This window comes from Herbaspirillum sp. Her2 (assembly GCF_057961375.1).
The window spans coordinates 2091755-2109303 of record NZ_CM176331.1; the positions used below are offsets into that span (position 1 = coordinate 2091755).

Here is a 17549-nt window from a genome sequence, read left to right on the forward strand (position 1 = left end):
GGCGTTTACCACCCCCCCTTCTTCCCGATCCAAAGAAAAACGGAGCCCGCGGGCTCCGTTTTTCCTTGATGCAATGACAGCAGATCGAATCAGCTCAGCTCTTCCAGGCGGATCTTGGTGACCTGGCCGACCACTGTCGCCAGGGCTTCGATCTTGGCAATGGCAGCCTCGATGTTCTTTTCCTGGGTCTGGTGGGTCAGCATGATGATGTCGGTCTGCTGCTCGCCTTCAGCCGGCTCCTTCTGCAGCATGGCGTCGATGGAAATGGTCGAATCCGCCAGGATGCGCGTCACATCGGCCAGCACGCCAGCCTGGTCGGCCACGCGGATGCGCAGGTAGTAGCTGGTCACGACTTCGCTCATCGGCAGCACCGGGGTATCGGCCATGGCGTTGAGCTGGAAGGCCAGCGAAGGCACGTGGTGTTCGGGGTCGGCGGTCGCCAGGCGGGTGATGTCGACCAGGTCGGCGATCACGGCCGAGGCGGTCGGCTCGGAACCGGCACCCTTGCCGTAGTACAGCGCTTCACCCACGGCGTCGCCACGCACCACCACGGCATTCATCGCGCCTTCAACGTTGGCGATCAGGCGCGAGGCCGGAATCAGCGTCGGGTGCACGCGCAGTTCGATGCCCTTGGCAGTCTGGCGGGTGATGCCCAGCAGCTTGATGCGGTAGCCCAGTTTCTCGGCATAGGTGATGTCGCTTGCCTGCAGCTTGGTGATGCCTTCCACGTGGGCCTTGTCGAACTGCACCGGGATGCCGAAAGCGATCGAGGCCATGATGGTCAGCTTGTGGGCGGCATCCACGCCTTCGATGTCGAAAGTCGGATCGGCTTCGGCATAGCCCAGACGCTGCGCTTCCTTCAATACCACGTCGAAGTCCAGGCCCTTGTCGCGCATCTCGGAAAGGATGAAGTTGGTGGTGCCGTTGATGATGCCGGCCACCCACTGGATGCGGTTGGCGGTCAGGCCTTCGCGCAGGGCCTTGATGATGGGGATGCCACCGGCCACGGCCGCCTCGAAGGCCACCATGACGCCCTTTTCCTGCGCCGCCTTGAAGATTTCATTGCCATGCTTGGCGATCAGGGCCTTGTTGGCCGTGACCACGTGCTTGCCGTTGGCGATGGCCTTGAGCACCAGGTCGCGGGCGATGTCATCGCCGCCGATCAGCTCCACGACGATATCGATCTCGGGATCGTTCACCACCAGGTTGCCGTCATTGACGACCTTGACTTCTCCTTGGGTCAGTTCGGTCGCGCGGGCAGTATTGCGAGCGGCGACCATGGTAATTTCAATGCCCCGGCCTGCACGGCGCGCAATCTCTTGCTGGTTGCGCTTGAGAACATTGAAAGTACCGGAACCCACGGTGCCGATGCCGAGCAAACCTACTTTGATGGATTTCATATTGTCTTCGTGATTGGTGAAAAATGACCGCCACGCCGCAGGCCGCGGACGTGACGGGTACTGCAAAACGGATCAGGCCGTGCCGTGGCGGCGGCGATAGCCTTCCAGGAAGTGCGCGATGCGCCCCATGGATTCGGTCAGGTCGTCGGTATTGGGCAGGAACACCACGCGGAAGTGGTCCGGCGTCGGGCAATTGAAGCCGGTGCCCTGCACGATCAATACCTTTTCCTCGGCCAGCAGTTCGTAGGCGAATTCCTGGTCATCCTTGATCGGATAAACCTCCGGATCCAGGCGCGGGAACATGTAGAGCGCCGACTTGGGCTTGACGCAGGTCACACCGGGAATATCGGTGAGCAGCTTGTGGGCCAGGTCGCGCTGCTTGGTCAGGCGGCCATTGGGGGCGACCAGGTCATTGATGCTCTGGTAGCCGCCCAGCGCGGTCTGGATGGCGAACTGGCCGGGCGCATTGGCGCACAGGCGCATCGAGGCCAGCATGTTGAGGCCTTCGATGTAGTCGCGCGCATGCTTCTTCTCGCCCGAAACCACCATCCAGCCGGCGCGGTAGCCGCAGGAACGATAGTTCTTGGACAGACCGTTGAAGGTGATGAACAGCACATCGTCGGCCAGCGAGGCCAGCGAGGTGTGGGTGTTGCCGTCGTAGAGCACCTTGTCGTAGATCTCGTCGGCCAGGATGATCAGTTGATGCTGGCGCGCCAGTTCGATGATCTCCTTCAGCACCTCCACCGAATACAGCGCGCCGGTCGGGTTGTTGGGGTTGATGACGACGATGGCCTTGGTGTTGGGGGTGATCTTCTTCTTGATGTCGGCGATGTCGGGCTGCCAGCCTTGCTGTTCATCGCAGACGTAATGCACCGGAGTACCGCCGGACAGGCTCACGGCGGCCGTCCACAGCGGATAGTCGGGCGACGGCACCAGCACTTCGTCGCCGGTATTGAGCAGCGCATTGACGCTCATGACGATCAGTTCGGAGGCGCCATTGCCCAGGTAGATGTCATCGATGGTCACGCCTTCGATCTTCTTTTGCTGGGTGTAGTGCATGACCGACTTGCGGGGCGCGAACAGGCCCTTGGAATCGGTGTAGCCGGAGGCATTGCCCATGTTGCGGATCATGTCCTGCACGATCTCGTCGGGCGCATCGAAGCCGAAGGCGGCCAGGTTGCCGATGTTGAGCTTGATGATCTTGTGGCCTTCTTCCTCCATCTGGCGCGCCTTTTCCAGCACGGGACCCCGAATGTCGTAACACACATCTGACAGCTTCTTGGATTTCTGAATCGGTCGCACAGCTCTTCCTCTAATCGTTTCGCGACAGGCGGCGTCGGCCCCTGCCCGTCCTGTCCTGCTTCATCGGCCGCGGGCACCGGACCGGAACCTTTATCCTGCGGCTCCCCTCCATTACCACGCTTGCCATCATTTTCCTGCACGTTTTTGCCTGCTGCAGTGCAATGTAAAGCACCTGCAAAGCGGCCTGCGGCGCTGCCTCATGGGCTTGCCGGGAACCGGCCATTTTGCCCAAAGCTAAGCATTTTATCAATCAAATAGGCGTGCGCCGGGGTCGGAAACGGCTACAATGGCGCACTTTACGACCGCGTTGCTGCGATGCATGTCGACTTGACATCATGGCCCGGCCGTTCGCCCCGCGGGGCCGCCTGCAACCCATCCTGCCCATCTGCGATGAAGCTCCATTCGACCGAAACCAAGCAATACCAGACCGTCACCGCCTATGATGAGGACGGCGTCGAGCTCAATGCCATCCGTTTCACCAACAGCCTCCTGGTGCTGCCCGAGACCGAGCCGGTGCCCTGGCCGGCAGAGAGCTTCGAGGCGCTCACTCCCGAGCATTTTGCCCAGATCGATGCCACCGCACCGGACGTGGTCATCCTGGGCACCGGCGAGCGCCAGCGCTTCGTCCATCCCAAGCTGACCACGGTGCTGACTGCGCGCCGCATCGGCGTGGAGTGCATGGACAACCAGGCCGCCTGCCGGACCTACAACATTCTCATGGCCGAAGGGCGCAAGGTGGCGCTGGCGCTGATCATTGCGCCCCAGGCCTGACGCCGGCACCTGCCGCGACAAGAAACCCAAGAACACGCAACAAGGAACCGCTGTCAATGCGCGAACTGTATAAATCCAAGGCGTTCGTCTGGACGCTGCTCATTCTCTTCCTGCTGGTCTGGTTCTGGATGCTCGGAGCCCGTGTACTGGTGCCCACCGACGAAGGCCGCTATGCCGAGATGGCGCGCGAAATGGTGGCCACGCAGGACTGGATCACCACCCGCCTGAACGGCATCAAGTACTTCGAGAAGCCGCCCCTGCAAACCTGGATGAATGCCATCACCTTCGAGCTGTTCGGCCTCGGTGAATGGCAGGCGCGCCTGTGGACCGGCCTCTGCGGCCTGCTGGGCATCGGCCTGGCGGCTTATACCGGCACCCGCGTCTTCAGCGGCCGCGTCGGCTTCTATGCCGCCCTGGTGCTGGCCTCCAGCTTCTTCTGGGCGGGCATGGGCCACATCAATACGCTGGACATGGGCCTGTCGGGCATGATGACCATCGCCCTGTGCTCGCTGCTGATGGCGCAGCGCGACGGTGCCTCCCGTGAAGGCCAGCGCAACTGGATGCTCCTGTGCTGGGCCGGCATGGCATTGGCGGTGCTGTCCAAGGGCCTGATCGGCATCGTTCTGCCCGGTGCGGTGCTGGTGCTCTATACCCTGTTTGCGCGCGACTGGGCGATCTGGAAGCGACTGCATCTGGTCAAGGGCCTGATCCTGTTCTTTGCGATCTGCACCCCGTGGTTCGTCGCGGTGTCGCTGCGCAATCCGGAATTCCCGCAGTTCTTCTTCATCCACGAGCACTTCCAGCGCTTCACCACCAAGATCCATAGCCGCACCGGTCCGTGGTATTACTTCATTCCCATCCTGGTGCTGGGCATCATTCCCTGGCTGGGCGTGTTCTTCCAGAGCCTGTGGAAAGGCACCCGCGAGCAACGCGACACCGCCGGCTACAACAGCCTCAACGGCGGACGTTTCCAGCCCAAGCGGATGCTGCTGGTGTGGGCGGTGTTCATCTTCGTGTTCTTCAGCATCTCGGACTCGAAGCTGCCCTCCTACATCCTGCCGATCTTCCCTGCGCTGGCGCTGCTGATCGCCTGCTACCTGGACGAAGCGGACTACAAGGCGCTGGCCTGGGCCGGTTCGCTGGTGGCCCTGCCCTCGGCGGTGGCGCTGGCCTTCATCCCGCGCGTGCCCTCGCTGGCCAAGGATGCCTACTCGCTGCCGCTGGTGGAGGCCCACGTGCCCTACCTGTACGCCGCCACCCTGATCTTCTTCGTCGGCGGCATCGCCGCCATCCGCCTGGCACGCCAGCACAAGGACTGGGCCGTGACCGCGCTGGCGGCGACCGCCTTCGTGGCCGGCCAGCTGCTGATGCTGGGCCATGATCCGCAGGGCCGCTACTCGGCGGGCGTGGACTACGTGCCGGCATTGCAGGCTGAATTGAAGCCGGAAACCCCGATCTACCTGGTCGGCCGCTATGAACAGGCCCTGCCCTTCTACCTGCGCCGCACCATGACCCTGGTGCAGCATGCCGACGAAATGGAGTTCGGTCTCAAGCAGGAACCGCAGCTGTGGCTGCCCACCATCGATGCCTTCGTGGCGCAATGGGTGGCCGACAACGCGGCTGGCAAGAAGGATATCGCCATCATCGATCCGACCATCTACAAGCAGCTGGTTGAGCGCAAGCTGCCGATGCGCCTGATCGGCCAGGACCCGCGCCGCGTGATCGTGGCCAATGATCCGGCACCTGCCGCAGCAGTCGCCGGCGAGAAGAAGGCGGCGAAATGAACCTGACTACCTTTGGCTTCATCTTCGTCGGCATCTGCCTGAACGCCGTTGCACAACTGCTGCTCAAGGCCGGTACCAATGCCGTCGGCGCGATCCACCTGACGGCGGACAACTGGTTCTCCACCGGCCTCAAGCTGGCTACCCAGTTGCCCATCATCGGCGGCCTGTCCTGCTACGTGATCTCGGTGGGCGTGTGGATCATCGGCCTGTCGCGGGTGGACGTGACCATCGCCTACCCGCTGCTCTCGCTGGGCTACATCATCAATGCCATCGGTGCCTGGTACTTCCTGGGCGAAGCCATCTCCCTGCAGCGCCTGCTGGCCATCGGCGTGATCATCGTCGGCGTGGTCTTGCTGACCAGAAGCTGATTTACAATACCGGGTTGCCGCGCGCCCGGCGTGCCGGCCACTGCGCTGCCCGCTGCGGCAGCGCCCTCCCCTTGAACCTAGTCTGACCGGATTCCACCATGAGCCTGCCTTTCCTGCCGTTTTCCAAACCCACCATCGATGAAGCCACCATCGCCGCCGTCGGTGAAGTGCTGCGCTCGGGCTGGATCACCAGCGGCCCCAAAGTGCAGGCGTTCGAAAAAGCCTTGTCGGACTACCTGGGCGGACGCATCGTGCGTACCTTCAACTCCGGCACCTGCACCATGGAAATCGCGCTGCGCATCGCCGGCATCGGCGCGGGCGATGAAGTCATCACCACTCCCATCTCCTGGGTCGCCACCGCCAACGTGATCCTGGAAACCGGCGCCACCCCGGTGTTCGCCGACATCGATCCGGTCACCCGCAACATCGACCTGGACCGCCTCGAAGCCGCCATTACCCCGCGCACCAAGGCCATCATCCCGGTCTACCTGGCCGGCCTGCCGCTGGACATGGACCGCCTCTACGCGATTGCCGCCAAGCACAATCTGCGCGTGGTGGAAGATGCCGCCCAGGCGCTGGGTTCGACCTGGAAGGGCAAGCGCATCGGTGCCTTCGGCGATTTCGTCTCCTTCAGCCTGCAGGCCAACAAGAACATCACCAGTTCCGAAGGCGGTTTCCTGGTGCTCAACAATGCCGAGGAAGCCCGTCTGGCCGAGAAATACCGCCTGCAGGGCGTCACCCGCAGCGGCTTCGACGGCCTGGAAGTGGATGTTCTGGGCGGCAAGTTCAACATGACCGACGTGGCCGCCGCCATCGGCCTGGGCCAGTTCGCCCACATCGATGCCGTCACCGCCCACCGCAAGGAGCTGGCGCGCCACTATTTCGCCTGCTTCGGCAGCGATTTCGAAGCCAGCTTCGGTGCCCAGCTGCCAGTGGCCGACTTCGAGAACTCCAACTGGCACATGTTCCAGCTGGTCCTGCCGGAGCGCATCACTCGCGCCGCCTTCATGGAAAAGATGATGGAAAAGCAGGTCGGCATCGGCTACCACTACCCTTCCATTCACTTGCTGAAGCTCTATCGTGAACGTGGCTTCAAGGAAGGCATGTTCCCGGTGGCCGAACGCGTCGGCCAGCGCATCGTGTCGCTGCCCATGTTCAATGCAATGAGTAAAGAGGACGTGGAACGCTCGGTGGAAACGGTAAAATCGGTGCTTGGTTGATTTTTGCGGATAATGCAAAGAATTCGACGAAAAAATTCGGCATAATTCGTTTTATTTGCATTTTCGCAAGCTGGTCTCCTGCATTTCCCCTGGCCTGAACGCCGCGATGACCCTGTTTCGTGGCGCATCGGGCCATTGATTTATTGCAGAACACGCTTTCAGTACCGCTGGATGCGGGCTCCAGGGCCAGGCATTCCAGCCTTTATTTTTTGATATTTGATGAAACCAGAACTGTCCGTCGTCATCCCGGTTTACAACGAGGAATCCGGGCTCTCCAAATTGTTCGAGCGCCTTTACCCGGCGCTGGACGCCCTGGGCTACAGCTATGAAGTCATCTTCGTCAACGATGGCAGCCGCGACCGCTCCGCCGGCATCCTGGCCGAGCAATACCGCCTGCGCCCGGACGTGACGCGGGTGGTGCTGTTCAATGGCAACTACGGCCAGCACATGGCGATCATGGCGGGCTTCGAAGCCACTCGTGGCGAAGTGGTGGTGACGCTGGATGCCGATCTGCAGAATCCGCCGGAAGAAATCGGCAACCTGGTGGCCAAGATGCGCGAAGGCTACGACTACGTCGGCTCGATTCGCCGCAAGCGCCAGGATTCGGCTTGGCGCACCTACGCTTCCAAGGCCATGAACCGCCTGCGCGAGAAGATCACGCGCATCAAGATGACCGACCAGGGCAACATGCTGCGTGCCTATGGCCGCAACGTCATCGACCTGGTCAACCAGTGCCGCGAGGTCAATACCTTCGTGCCGGCCCTGGCCTACACCTTCTCGCGCAATCCGACCGAGATCGTGGTGGAACATGAAGAGCGCTCGGCGGGCGAATCGAAGTATTCCTTCTACAGCCTGATCCGCCTGAACTTCGATCTGGTCACCGGCTTCTCGCTGGTGCCGCTGCAATTCTTTTCGCTGCTGGGTATCGGCCTGTCGTTCGCGTCGGCGGCGCTGTTCATCCTGATCGTGCTGCGCCGCATGCTGATCGGCGCGGAAGTCGGTGGCGTCTTCACGCTGTTCGCCATCACCTTCTTCCTGATGGGCGTGATCCTGTTCTCCATCGGCCTGCTGGGCGAATACATCGGCCGCATCTACATGCAGGTGCGCTCGCGCCCGCGCTATGTGGTGCAGGCCATCCTTGAGCAATCCTCTTCAGAAGACAAGCAAGCCCTATGAACGCCGTCGTCTTTGCCTACCATGATGTGGGCGTCCGCTGCCTGAAGGTCTTGCTCGCGCGTGGCGTGCAGGTGTCGCTGGTGGTGACCCACGAGGACAGCGCTACCGAGAATATCTGGTTCGGTTCCGTGGCCAGCCTGTGCCGCGAACATGGCATTGCCTGCATCACCCCCGCTGACCCACGCTCGCCGCAGCTGCTGGCGCAGTTGCAGGCGCTGCAGCCGGACTTCCTCTTCAGTTTCTACTACCGTCATATGCTGCCGGTGGAAGTGCTGGCCTGCGCCAGGCGCGGTGCCTACAACATGCACGGCTCGCTGCTGCCCAAGTATCGTGGCCGCGTCCCCATCAACTGGGCGGTGCTGCACGGCGAGACCGAAACCGGTGCCACCCTGCATGAGATGACGGTCAAGCCCGACGCCGGTGCCATCGTGGCGCAGACTGCCGTACCGATTCTGCCGGACGATACCGCGCATGAAGTCTTTGGCAAGGTGGTCGTGGCGGCAGAAATGACGCTCTGGAACGTGCTGCCGGCCATGCTGGCGGGCAATACGCCCAACCTGCCCAATGACCTCTCGCACGGCAGCTACTTCAGCGGCCGCAAGCCGGAAGATGGCCGTATCGACTGGCGGCGTACCGCCGGCGAGGTCCATAATCTGGTGCGCGCGGTGGCCCCGCCCTATCCGGGTGCCTTCGAGGAAATCGCGGGTGATAAAATTACGGTCACGAGAACCCGGCTGGTTCCGCCGGCGGCCCATCCTGCGCTGCAGCGGGCCCACGGTACGCAAGACAAGTTCTTCGAAGGCGGCAAGTTGTACGCACGTTGTGGCGATGGCAACTTCCTCCAGATCCTGGGCATCCTGATCAATGATCAGGATGCTTCACTCAACAATTACCTGAAATACATGGCCTCCTGAAGTCCGGCCATTCACTAGCTCTCTACATTATGAAAAAAGTCCTCATTCTCGGCGTCAACGGCTTCATCGGCCACCACCTGTCCAAGCGCATTCTGGAAACCACGGACTGGCACGTCTATGGCATGGACATGATGACCGACCGCATCACCGACATTCTGGAAAACGAGGCCTACAAGTCGCGCATGCACTTCTTCGAGGGCGACATCACCATCAACCAGGAATGGGTGGAATACCACGTCAAGAAGTGTGACGTGATCCTGCCGCTGGTGGCCATCGCGACCCCGTCGACCTACGTGAACGCCCCGCTGCGCGTGTTCGAGCTGGACTTCGAAGCCAACCTGCCGATCGTGCGTTCGGCCGCCAAGTACAAGAAGCACCTGGTCTTCCCCTCGACCTCGGAAGTCTATGGCATGTGCCATGACGAGGAATTCGATCCGGAAGAATCCGAACTGATCTGCGGCCCGATCAACAAGCCGCGCTGGATCTACTCCTGCGCCAAGCAGCTGATGGACCGCGTGATCTGGGGCTACGGCATGGAAGCCGGCCTGAACTTCACCCTGTTCCGTCCGTTCAACTGGATCGGTGCCGGCCTGGACTCGATCCACACCCCGAAAGAAGGTTCGTCGCGCGTGGTGACCCAGTTCTTCGGCCACATCGTCCGTGGCGAGAACATCTCCCTGGTCGACGGCGGCCAGCAGAAGCGCGCCTTCACCTACATCGATGACGGCATTGACGCCCTGATGAAGATCATCGCCAACGAAGGCGGCGTGGCCTCCGGCAAGATCTACAACATCGGCAATCCGGTGAACAATTATTCCATCAAGGACCTGGCCGACATGATGCTCAAGCTGGCCGCCGAGTACCCGGAATACGCCGAGACCGCCAAGCAGGTCAAGCTGGTCGAGACCACCTCCGCCGCCTACTACGGCAAGGGTTATCAGGACGTGCAGAACCGCGTGCCCAAGATCACCAACACCTGTGACGAACTGAACTGGGCCCCCAAGACCACCATGGCCGACACCCTGCGCAACATCTTCGATGCCTACCGCAGCCAGGTGGCTCAGGCACGTGCGCTGATGGATTGATTGGCCGCTGACTGACGATCTCATGCAAACCGCGCTTCGGCGCGGTTTTGCTTTTTCCGGCCATTTCCGTCTGGCTTGCGCCGGAACAGATCGCCGTCGTGACACCGTATTGCCCCGCATGCTGCGCTGCTGCATATTGTTCTATCCGGCGCAGGATGCTAGTCTCGCAACTTGTCGTCAGCCGCCGCAGTCCAACGCCCGGCGCACTACCCCGACAGTCAGCAACACCATGGCGGACCACCGCCGATCACCCTCTTTCCGGTCCAGCGAATTGCCCAAACTCACTCTCAAGATCGACGCCGATACGTACCGCGGCACCCGCGTGGGCGTCCCCAACCTGATCAACCAGCTGCGCCGCCATCGTGCCGGTGCCACCTTTCTGTTCTCGCTCGGGCCCGACCACACCGGCTGGGCGCTGAAGCAGATCTTCCGTCCGGGCTTCTTCAGCAAGGTCTCGCGCACTTCGGTGGTGGAACACTATGGCATCAAAACGCTGATGTACGGCACCCTGCTGCCCGCCCCCGACATCGGCAAGACCTGTGCCGATTTCATGCGCTCAGCCAGGGACGCGGGTTTCGAATGCGGCATCCATACTTGGGACCACCGAGTCTGGCAGGACGACGTTCGCACTGCCGACGCTCAGTGGACCGTGGAGACCATGCACAAGTCGCATGCCCGCTATCGCGAGATTTTCGGTGAGGCACCCCGTACGCACGGCGCTGCGGGCTGGCAGATGAACGATCACGCCTTCGTCCAGCTGGACCAGTTCGGCATGGCCTACTCCTCGGACGGACGCTCGCAGCTGCGGGAAAACGGCCGCCTGGCCGATGCCGATGCCGGCCCGCATCGCCTGTCGGCCTTCGGCAAGCCGCTCTCCTGCGTGCAACTGCCCACCACCCTGCCCACGCTGGATGAAATCCTGGGCCGCGAGATCGGCGGCAAGATGATCGACGCGAGCAATGCTGCTGAATTTTTGCTTCAGTTGACCAAGGAACCGCGTGACCATGTCTTCACTCTTCACGCGGAGCTTGAAGGACAGAAACTCGGCCCCATTTTCGAACAATTGCTCACCGGCTGGCGTGCCCAAGGCTACGAACTGGTCTCCATGGGCGACTACTACCAGAGCATCAAGAATGACGTCCTGCCCATCCTGCCGATCGCCTGGGGCGAACTGCCCGGCCGGTCGGGCGAGATGATCGTGCAGGCGATGTAAGGCTGCACAGGATTTGATCATGGCTTCATCAGGGCCGGTGACCCCGGCCCGCCAACCATCCACCAACAAGACTTCACCTACGGGGCGCCACTTTGACAGACCGACCATCCCTCCTGAACAAGACCGTGCCGGACTTCTCGGCCGCCATGACCAGTGGCAAGACCTTCAACCTGGCCGACTATCGCGGCAAGAACCTGGTCCTGTATTTCTACCCCAAGGACAACACCCCCGGCTGTACCACCGAGGGCATGCAGTTCCGTGACCTGCATCCGCAGTTCCAGGCTGCCAATACCGACATCTTCGGCATCAGCCGCGACAGCCTGAAGTCCCACGAAAACTTCAAGGGCAAGCTGGGCATGCCCTTCGAGCTGATCTCCGACCCCGATGAAACCCTGTGCACCATGTTCGACGTCATGAAGATGAAAAACATGTATGGCAAGCAGGTACGTGGCGTGGAGCGCAGCACGTTTGTGATTGACGCCGCAGGCAAAGTGGTGAAAGAATGGCGTGGAGTGAAGGTTCCTGCACACGTGGATGAGGTGCTGGCCTTCATCAAAACCGTGGCCTGAATGAAGTTCGATTCCTGAGACAGGCGGTCCGGTTGCTGCAGCGCAATAGCCCACCCGGCTGCTGCGCGCAGGGTCCGGACGGCAACGATCGATTCAGGCCGCGGCGCGGAGACCTGGCAAGTAGCTGCGACGCGTTCCAACCATGCGGTCAAACGATACAAGCCATTGAATTCAAACAGAAAAACGTTTGCTGGAAGCCGTTTCAGGTTAAGGCCCGAGGCCTGCCGAAACGGCTTTTTTACTTTTTACTTTGCCACCCCTGCCGTCCCGGCCAATCAAGCCCTCGCCCAACCCCTGTCTGCCCTCCGTACGGCAACGGTCGCTACGTTGCAGCACAGGTGCAAGGATTTCATTGGCATGCCCGGCCTTGCAGCAAGATCCCTTTCTTTGCTGTCTGATGTATTGCTTCACCTGTTCGCTCTGACAAAGCGGTGTTTTCTTCATCCACTTCCGAGGTCCTGATGCCCCTGCCCAAAATGCCGAGCAAACCAGCTTCGATGCTGTCTCCCGAGGACTATCCCAAGGCCGATCGCAACAAGCCCGTCAAACCGAACATCACTCTCGTTGAAACCTCCGCTCCCGTAGTTGCACCCCAAGCAGTTGCAGTTGCCGTTGCCGACGTCTCCGATACCAAGGTCACCGCGCCCCGCGCGCGCATCACCGGCAAGACTGCCGCCGTGGCCGAGAAACCGAAAGCCGCTCCCAAGAGCGCAGAAGCCCGACCCAAGTCGCCCACCAGCCGCGTGGCCGACAAGCTGGGCAAGTCCAAGCTGTTCGTGCTGGATACCAACGTGCTGATGCACGATCCGACCTCGCTGTTCCGCTTCGAGGAGCATGACATCTACCTGCCCATGGTCACGCTCGAAGAGCTGGACAACCACAAGAAGGGCATGTCCGAGGTGGCCCGCAATGCGCGCCAGATCTCGCGTTCGCTGGATGCGCTGGTGTCCGACGTGGCCGAGGATTCGATCGACCTGGGCATCCCGCTGGCCAAGCTGGGCAACAAGGATGCCAAGGGCCGCCTGTACTTCCAGACCAAGCTGCAGAACGCCGCCCTGCCGGAAGGCCTGCCCGAAGGCAAGGCCGACAACCAGATCCTGGGCGTGGTGCGCGCGCTGGACCAGCAGTATCCGGAACGTCCGGTGGTGCTGGTCTCCAAGGACATCAACATGCGCCTCAAGGCGCGTGCCATTGGCCTGCCCGCGGAAGATTACTTCAACGACCATGTGCTGGAAGATACCGACCTGCTGTATTCGGGCATCCAGCAGCTGCCAGATGACTTCTGGAACAAGCATGGCAAGGGCATGGAGTCCTGGCAGGAAAGCCGCCACGGCAGCAGCTACACCTACTACCGTGTCACCGGCCCCTACGTGCCCTCGCTCCTGGTCAACCAGTTCGTCTTCATCGAGCCCAAGAATGGTGAACCGGCCTTCTACGGCCAGGTCAGCCAGATCAACGGCAAGACTGCCGTGCTGCAGACCCTGCGCGACTTCGGCCACGCCAAGAACAGCGTCTGGGGCATCACTGCGCGCAACCGCGAGCAGAACTTCGCGCTGAACCTGCTGATGAACCCGGAGTGTGATTTCGTCACCCTGCTGGGCCAGGCCGGTACCGGCAAGACCCTGCTGGCACTGGCCTCGGGCCTGGCGCAGGTGCTGGAGACCAAGCTCTACAACGAAATCATCGTCACCCGCGTGACGGTGCCGGTCGGTGAAGACATCGGTTTCCTGCCGGGCACGGAAGAAGAGAAGATGGGCCCCTGGATGGGCGCCTTCGATGACAACCTCGAAGTGCTCAACAAGTCCGATGGCGATGCCGGGGAATGGGGCCGCGCTGCGACCCAGGACCTGATCCGCTCGCGCATCAAGATCAAGTCGCTCAACTTCATGCGCGGCCGCACTTTCGTGAACAAGTTCTTGATCATCGACGAAGCCCAGAACCTGACGCCCAAGCAGATGAAGACCCTGGTCACCCGTGCCGGCCCCGGCACCAAGATCGTCTGTCTGGGCAACATCGCCCAGATCGACACGCCCTACCTGACCGAAGGCTCCAGCGGCCTGACCTATGTGGTCGACCGCTTCAAGGGCTGGGCGCACAGCGGGCATGTCACCCTGGCGCGCGGCGAACGCTCGCGCCTGGCCGATCACGCCAGCGACGTGTTGTAAGCACTTTTCTTCAGCACCCAAGCAAAAAGCCACGTGAAAACGTGGCTTTTTGCTTTTGGGCGGCCGCCGCGCTGGCAGCGACCATGAATGACGGCTTGTTACAGCACGTGCACGCCAATCCACCAGGCGATCGCCGCCACGAAGGCGGAGGCCGGAATGGTGAAGATCCAGGCCCAGACGATGTTGCTGGCCACGCCCCAACGCACGGCCGACATCTTCTGCGCCGCGCCCACGCCGACGATGGCGCCGGTGATGGTGTGGGTAGTCGAGACCGGAATGCCCAGGGCGGTGGCGATGAACAAGGTGATCGCACCGCCGGTTTCGGCGCAGAAACCGCCGACGGGCTTCAACTTGGTGATCTTCTGGCCCATGGTCTTGACGATGCGCCAGCCACCGAAGAGCGTACCGAGGCTGATGGCGCAGTAGCAGGAAATGATGACCCACATCGGCGGCGCATCCGGGGAGGAATAGCCCGAAGCGATCAGCAGCATCCAGATGATGCCGATGGTCTTCTGCGCGTCATTGCCGCCGTGACCCAGACTGTACATGGAGGCCGACAGCAGCTGCAGACGGCGGAACCAGCCATCGATCTTGCGTGGTGTGGAGCGGAAGAAGATCCACGACACCACGAGCATCATCAGGGAGCCAAATACCAGGCCCAGCACGGGCGAGAGCACGATGAAGAGAATCGTCTTCAGCAGGCCCGCCGAAATCAGCGCGCCGGTACCGGCCTTGGCCACGGCCGCGCCGACCAGGCCGCCGATCAGGGCATGCGAGGACGAGGACGGGATGCCGTAATACCAGGTCACCAGGTTCCAGAAGATGGCCCCGATCAGGGCACCGAAGATGACGTACTGGTCAACGATGGCCGGTTCGATGGTGCCCTTGCCCACCGAAGCCGCCACGTGCAGTTGATGGAACACGAACACGGCCGCCAGGTTGAAGAAGGCGGCCATGGCCACGGCGGTCTGCGGACGCAGTACGCCCGTGGAGACCACGGTGGCGATCGCGTTGGCGGCGTCGTGGAAACCATTCATGAAGTCGAACAGCAGCGCCAGGACGATCAACAACGCGAGAATATGTAAGCTGATTTGGATTGTTTGCATGGGGGAAACCGTTGTGTGAAACCAGCGGCGTCCCCGTCGGAAATCGAGGGAATCGCCGCTACGCCGCGAGATCAGGCGTTTTCGACGATGATGCCTTCGATGATGTTGGCCACGTCTTCGCAGCGATCGGTGACGGTTTCCAGGATTTCGTAGATGGCCTTGAGCTTGATCAGGGTGCGCACGTCCGGTTCATCGCGGAACAGCTTGGACATGGCCGCACGCATGACGTGGTCGGCGTCGGATTCCAGGCGGTCGATTTCCTGGCAGATCGACAGGATCTGGCGCGAGTTGTCCATGTTCGACAGCAGGCCCACGGCGGCTTGCACCTTCTCCGCACAGGACAGGCACAGCTCGGCCAGGCGTTTGGCTTCCGGCGTGATGGCCTTGATGTCGTAGAGCGAGATGGTCTGGGCCGCATCTTCGAGCAGGTCCAGGATGTCATCCATGCGGGTGATCAGCTGGTGGATGTCATCGCGGTCCAGCGGCGTGATGAAGGTCTTGTGCAGCAGTTCGATGGCATTGTGCGTGACCTTGTCGGCTTCCTTCTCGACGGCTTCAATGGCGTGCACGCGAATTTCAAGGTCGTCGAAATTGGTCATCAGCGCCACCATTTCTTTCGCGCACTTGACCGCCAGCTCTGCATGCTGATTGAAAAGGTCAAAGAATTTGCCTTCAGTCGGCATCAATCGTCCAAACATTTTTCTCTCTCATCAATGGTTAGCGCTCATGTAAAGCGCCGTTTCGAACCGGCCTGCGGCTACCCCCTTGGAAGCCGGTACCCCGCCCTGCCGGTCCTGCACGAACGGCCTTGGGGACCGTTCGCCTTGCATGACACGGGCGGCCCGACGCCGCCCGTGATCCTTGTGCAGCGACACGCCCTGGTGGCGCGCCGCCGATGGCATCAGTCGCCGCCGTAAGGCTGCGCCAGATTGCCGATATAGTTGTCGTACTTGGTATACATCCCCAGGAAGGACAGGCGAATGCTGCCGATGGGGCCATTACGCTGCTTGCCGATGATGATTTCCGCCGTGCCCTTGTCGGGCGAGTCCGGATTGTAAACTTCATCACGGTAAATGAACAAAATAACGTCAGCATCCTGTTCGATAGCGCCTGATTCGCGCAAGTCGGACATCACGGGACGCTTGTTGGGACGTTGTTCCAGCGAGCGGTTCAGCTGCGACAGCGCGATCACCGGGCAGTTGAGTTCCTTGGCCAGGCCCTTCAGACTACGCGAGATTTCCGAGATTTCGGAGGCGCGGTTTTCAGAAGAGCTGCCGCCGTTGCCCGACATCAGCTGCAGGTAGTCGATGATGATCAGGCCCAGCTTGCCGCATTGGCGCGCCAGGCGGCGCGAACGGGCGCGCAATTCGATGGGCGACAGCGCCGGCGTTTCGTCGATGTAGAACTGCGCATCGTTCATCTTCTGGATGGCGTGCGTCAGGCGCGGCCAGTCTTCGTCCAGCAGGCGGCCGGTACGCAGGCGGTGCTGGTCCAGGCGTCCGACCGAACCCAGCATACGCATGGCCAACTGCGCGCCACCCATTTCCATGGAGAACACGGCGACCGGCAGGCCCGACTCGATGGCGACATGTTCGCCGATGTTGATCGAGAAAGCGGTCTTACCCATGGAAGGACGGCCGGCGACGATGATCAGGTCGCCCGGCTGCAGGCCGGAGGTCATCTTGTCCAGATCCATGAAACCGGTCGGAACGCCGGTGATGTCGCTGGTATTGTCGCGATTGTAAAGTTCGTCGATGCGCTCGACCACTTGCGTGAGCAGCGGCTGGATTTCCATGAAGCCCTGAGAGCCGCGCGACCCTTCTTCGGCGATGGCGAAGATCTTGGATTCGGCCTCGTCCAGCATGGACTTCACATCCTTGCCCTGCGGATTGAAGGCATTGCCGGAAATCTCGTCGGCCACGGTGATGAGCTTGCGCAGAATGCCGCGATCACGGACGATCTCGGCATAGCGGCGGATGTTGGCCGCAGAAGGCGTGTTTTGCGCCAGTGCATTCAGATAAACCAGCCCGCCCACTTCTTCAGCCTTGCCACTGGTGGACATGGCTTCGTAGACGGTGATGACGTCGGCCGGCTTGGTACTGTTGATGAGCTTGACGATGTGCTCGAAGATGATGCGGTGATCGTAGCGGTAAAAGTCTTCAGCGCTGACGAAGTCGGCGATACGGTCCCAGGCTGCGTTGTCCAGCAGCAGGCCGCCCAGCACCGATTGCTCGGCCTCGATGGAGTGGGGCGGCACACGGAGCGCATCGAGCTGGGGGTCCGATGACTCTCTCTGGCCACGGAAAAATTCTGGATTGCCGCGGGACGATTCTTTCATGGCGCGCATTATAACCTGCTGATGTGAAGCCGTAGGTCCGGCCGAACGTTTTTGCACGACCAGATGCTTCATGCGAACGAATGCAATATGAAGCCATTGACAAGCCGCGCCATGACGATGGCCAGTGGCGGCGTGTCT

At 61.3% G+C, this 17549-nt stretch carries 15 protein-coding genes; 10 read left to right on the forward strand and 5 right to left on the reverse strand.

Going from position 1 to position 17549, the window contains the following annotated elements; translation table 11 throughout:
- Positions 1-89: 89 nt before the first annotated feature.
- Both ACWHXP_RS09450 and ACWHXP_RS09455 read right to left on the reverse strand, forming a co-directional pair.
- Positions 90-1400, reverse strand: a complete 1311-nt coding sequence (locus ACWHXP_RS09450) for a homoserine dehydrogenase (protein WP_034340975.1) — start codon at positions 1398-1400, stop codon at positions 90-92.
- A 72-nt stretch (positions 1401-1472) separates the two neighbouring features.
- Positions 1473-2702, reverse strand: coding sequence for a pyridoxal phosphate-dependent aminotransferase (locus ACWHXP_RS09455; RefSeq protein ID WP_489625366.1), 1230 nt, complete (start codon positions 2700-2702; stop codon positions 1473-1475).
- Positions 2703-3092: 390 nt separating this feature from the next.
- Between ACWHXP_RS09455 and ACWHXP_RS09460 the strand changes: the two genes are divergently transcribed.
- The 10 genes from ACWHXP_RS09460 (at position 3093) to ACWHXP_RS09505 (ending at position 13967) form a co-directional block, all read left to right on the forward strand.
- A complete protein-coding gene (locus ACWHXP_RS09460) occupies positions 3093-3473 on the forward strand; it encodes an Mth938-like domain-containing protein (RefSeq protein WP_039788406.1) in 381 nt (126 codons plus the stop codon).
- 56 nt (positions 3474-3529) lie between these two features.
- A complete protein-coding gene (locus tag ACWHXP_RS09465; protein WP_489625365.1) occupies positions 3530-5257 on the forward strand; it encodes a glycosyltransferase family 39 protein in 1728 nt (575 codons plus the stop codon).
- Positions 5254-5625, forward strand: coding sequence for an EamA family transporter (locus ACWHXP_RS09470; RefSeq protein ID WP_121039800.1), 372 nt, complete (start codon positions 5254-5256; stop codon positions 5623-5625). Before ACWHXP_RS09465 ends, ACWHXP_RS09470 begins: the two co-directional genes overlap by 4 nt.
- 98 nt (positions 5626-5723) lie before the next feature.
- Positions 5724-6845, forward strand: a complete 1122-nt coding sequence (locus ACWHXP_RS09475) for a DegT/DnrJ/EryC1/StrS family aminotransferase (protein ID WP_134135257.1) — start codon at positions 5724-5726, stop codon at positions 6843-6845.
- 219 nt (positions 6846-7064) lie between these two features.
- Complete coding sequence (locus ACWHXP_RS09480) at positions 7065-8021, forward strand: glycosyltransferase (RefSeq protein ID WP_034330258.1); 957 nt, start codon at positions 7065-7067, stop codon at positions 8019-8021.
- The gene (locus ACWHXP_RS09485; protein WP_489633949.1) at positions 8018-8935 is read left to right on the forward strand and encodes a formyltransferase; all 918 of its coding nucleotides are present in this window, start codon (positions 8018-8020) and stop codon (positions 8933-8935) included. Before ACWHXP_RS09480 ends, ACWHXP_RS09485 begins: the two co-directional genes overlap by 4 nt.
- Before the next feature lie 29 nt (positions 8936-8964).
- Positions 8965-10020: a bifunctional UDP-4-keto-pentose/UDP-xylose synthase gene (locus ACWHXP_RS09490; RefSeq protein ID WP_051057356.1), complete on the forward strand. Its 1056-nt coding sequence runs from the start codon at positions 8965-8967 to the stop codon at positions 10018-10020.
- A gap of 271 nt (positions 10021-10291) precedes the next feature.
- Positions 10292-11233: a polysaccharide deacetylase family protein gene (locus ACWHXP_RS09495; RefSeq protein ID WP_134222218.1), complete on the forward strand. Its 942-nt coding sequence runs from the start codon at positions 10292-10294 to the stop codon at positions 11231-11233.
- 92 nt (positions 11234-11325) lie between these two features.
- Positions 11326-11802, forward strand: a complete 477-nt coding sequence (locus ACWHXP_RS09500; protein WP_489633948.1) for a peroxiredoxin — start codon at positions 11326-11328, stop codon at positions 11800-11802.
- A 461-nt stretch (positions 11803-12263) separates the two neighbouring features.
- A complete protein-coding gene (locus ACWHXP_RS09505; RefSeq protein WP_199725020.1) occupies positions 12264-13967 on the forward strand; it encodes a PhoH family protein in 1704 nt (567 codons plus the stop codon).
- A 98-nt stretch (positions 13968-14065) separates the two neighbouring features.
- Here the strand turns inward: ACWHXP_RS09505 and ACWHXP_RS09510 are convergent, their stop codons facing one another.
- The 3 genes from ACWHXP_RS09510 to ACWHXP_RS09520 all read right to left on the reverse strand — a co-directional run bounded on the left by ACWHXP_RS09510 (position 14066) and on the right by ACWHXP_RS09520 (position 17420).
- Positions 14066-15073, reverse strand: a complete 1008-nt coding sequence (locus tag ACWHXP_RS09510) for an inorganic phosphate transporter (RefSeq protein ID WP_039788418.1) — start codon at positions 15071-15073, stop codon at positions 14066-14068.
- 71 nt (positions 15074-15144) lie between these two features.
- Positions 15145-15771, reverse strand: coding sequence for a DUF47 domain-containing protein (locus ACWHXP_RS09515; RefSeq protein ID WP_034330265.1), 627 nt, complete (start codon positions 15769-15771; stop codon positions 15145-15147).
- Between the two features lie 203 nt (positions 15772-15974).
- Positions 15975-17420: a replicative DNA helicase gene (locus ACWHXP_RS09520; RefSeq protein ID WP_039788420.1), complete on the reverse strand. Its 1446-nt coding sequence runs from the start codon at positions 17418-17420 to the stop codon at positions 15975-15977.
- Positions 17421-17549 lie beyond the last annotated feature (129 nt).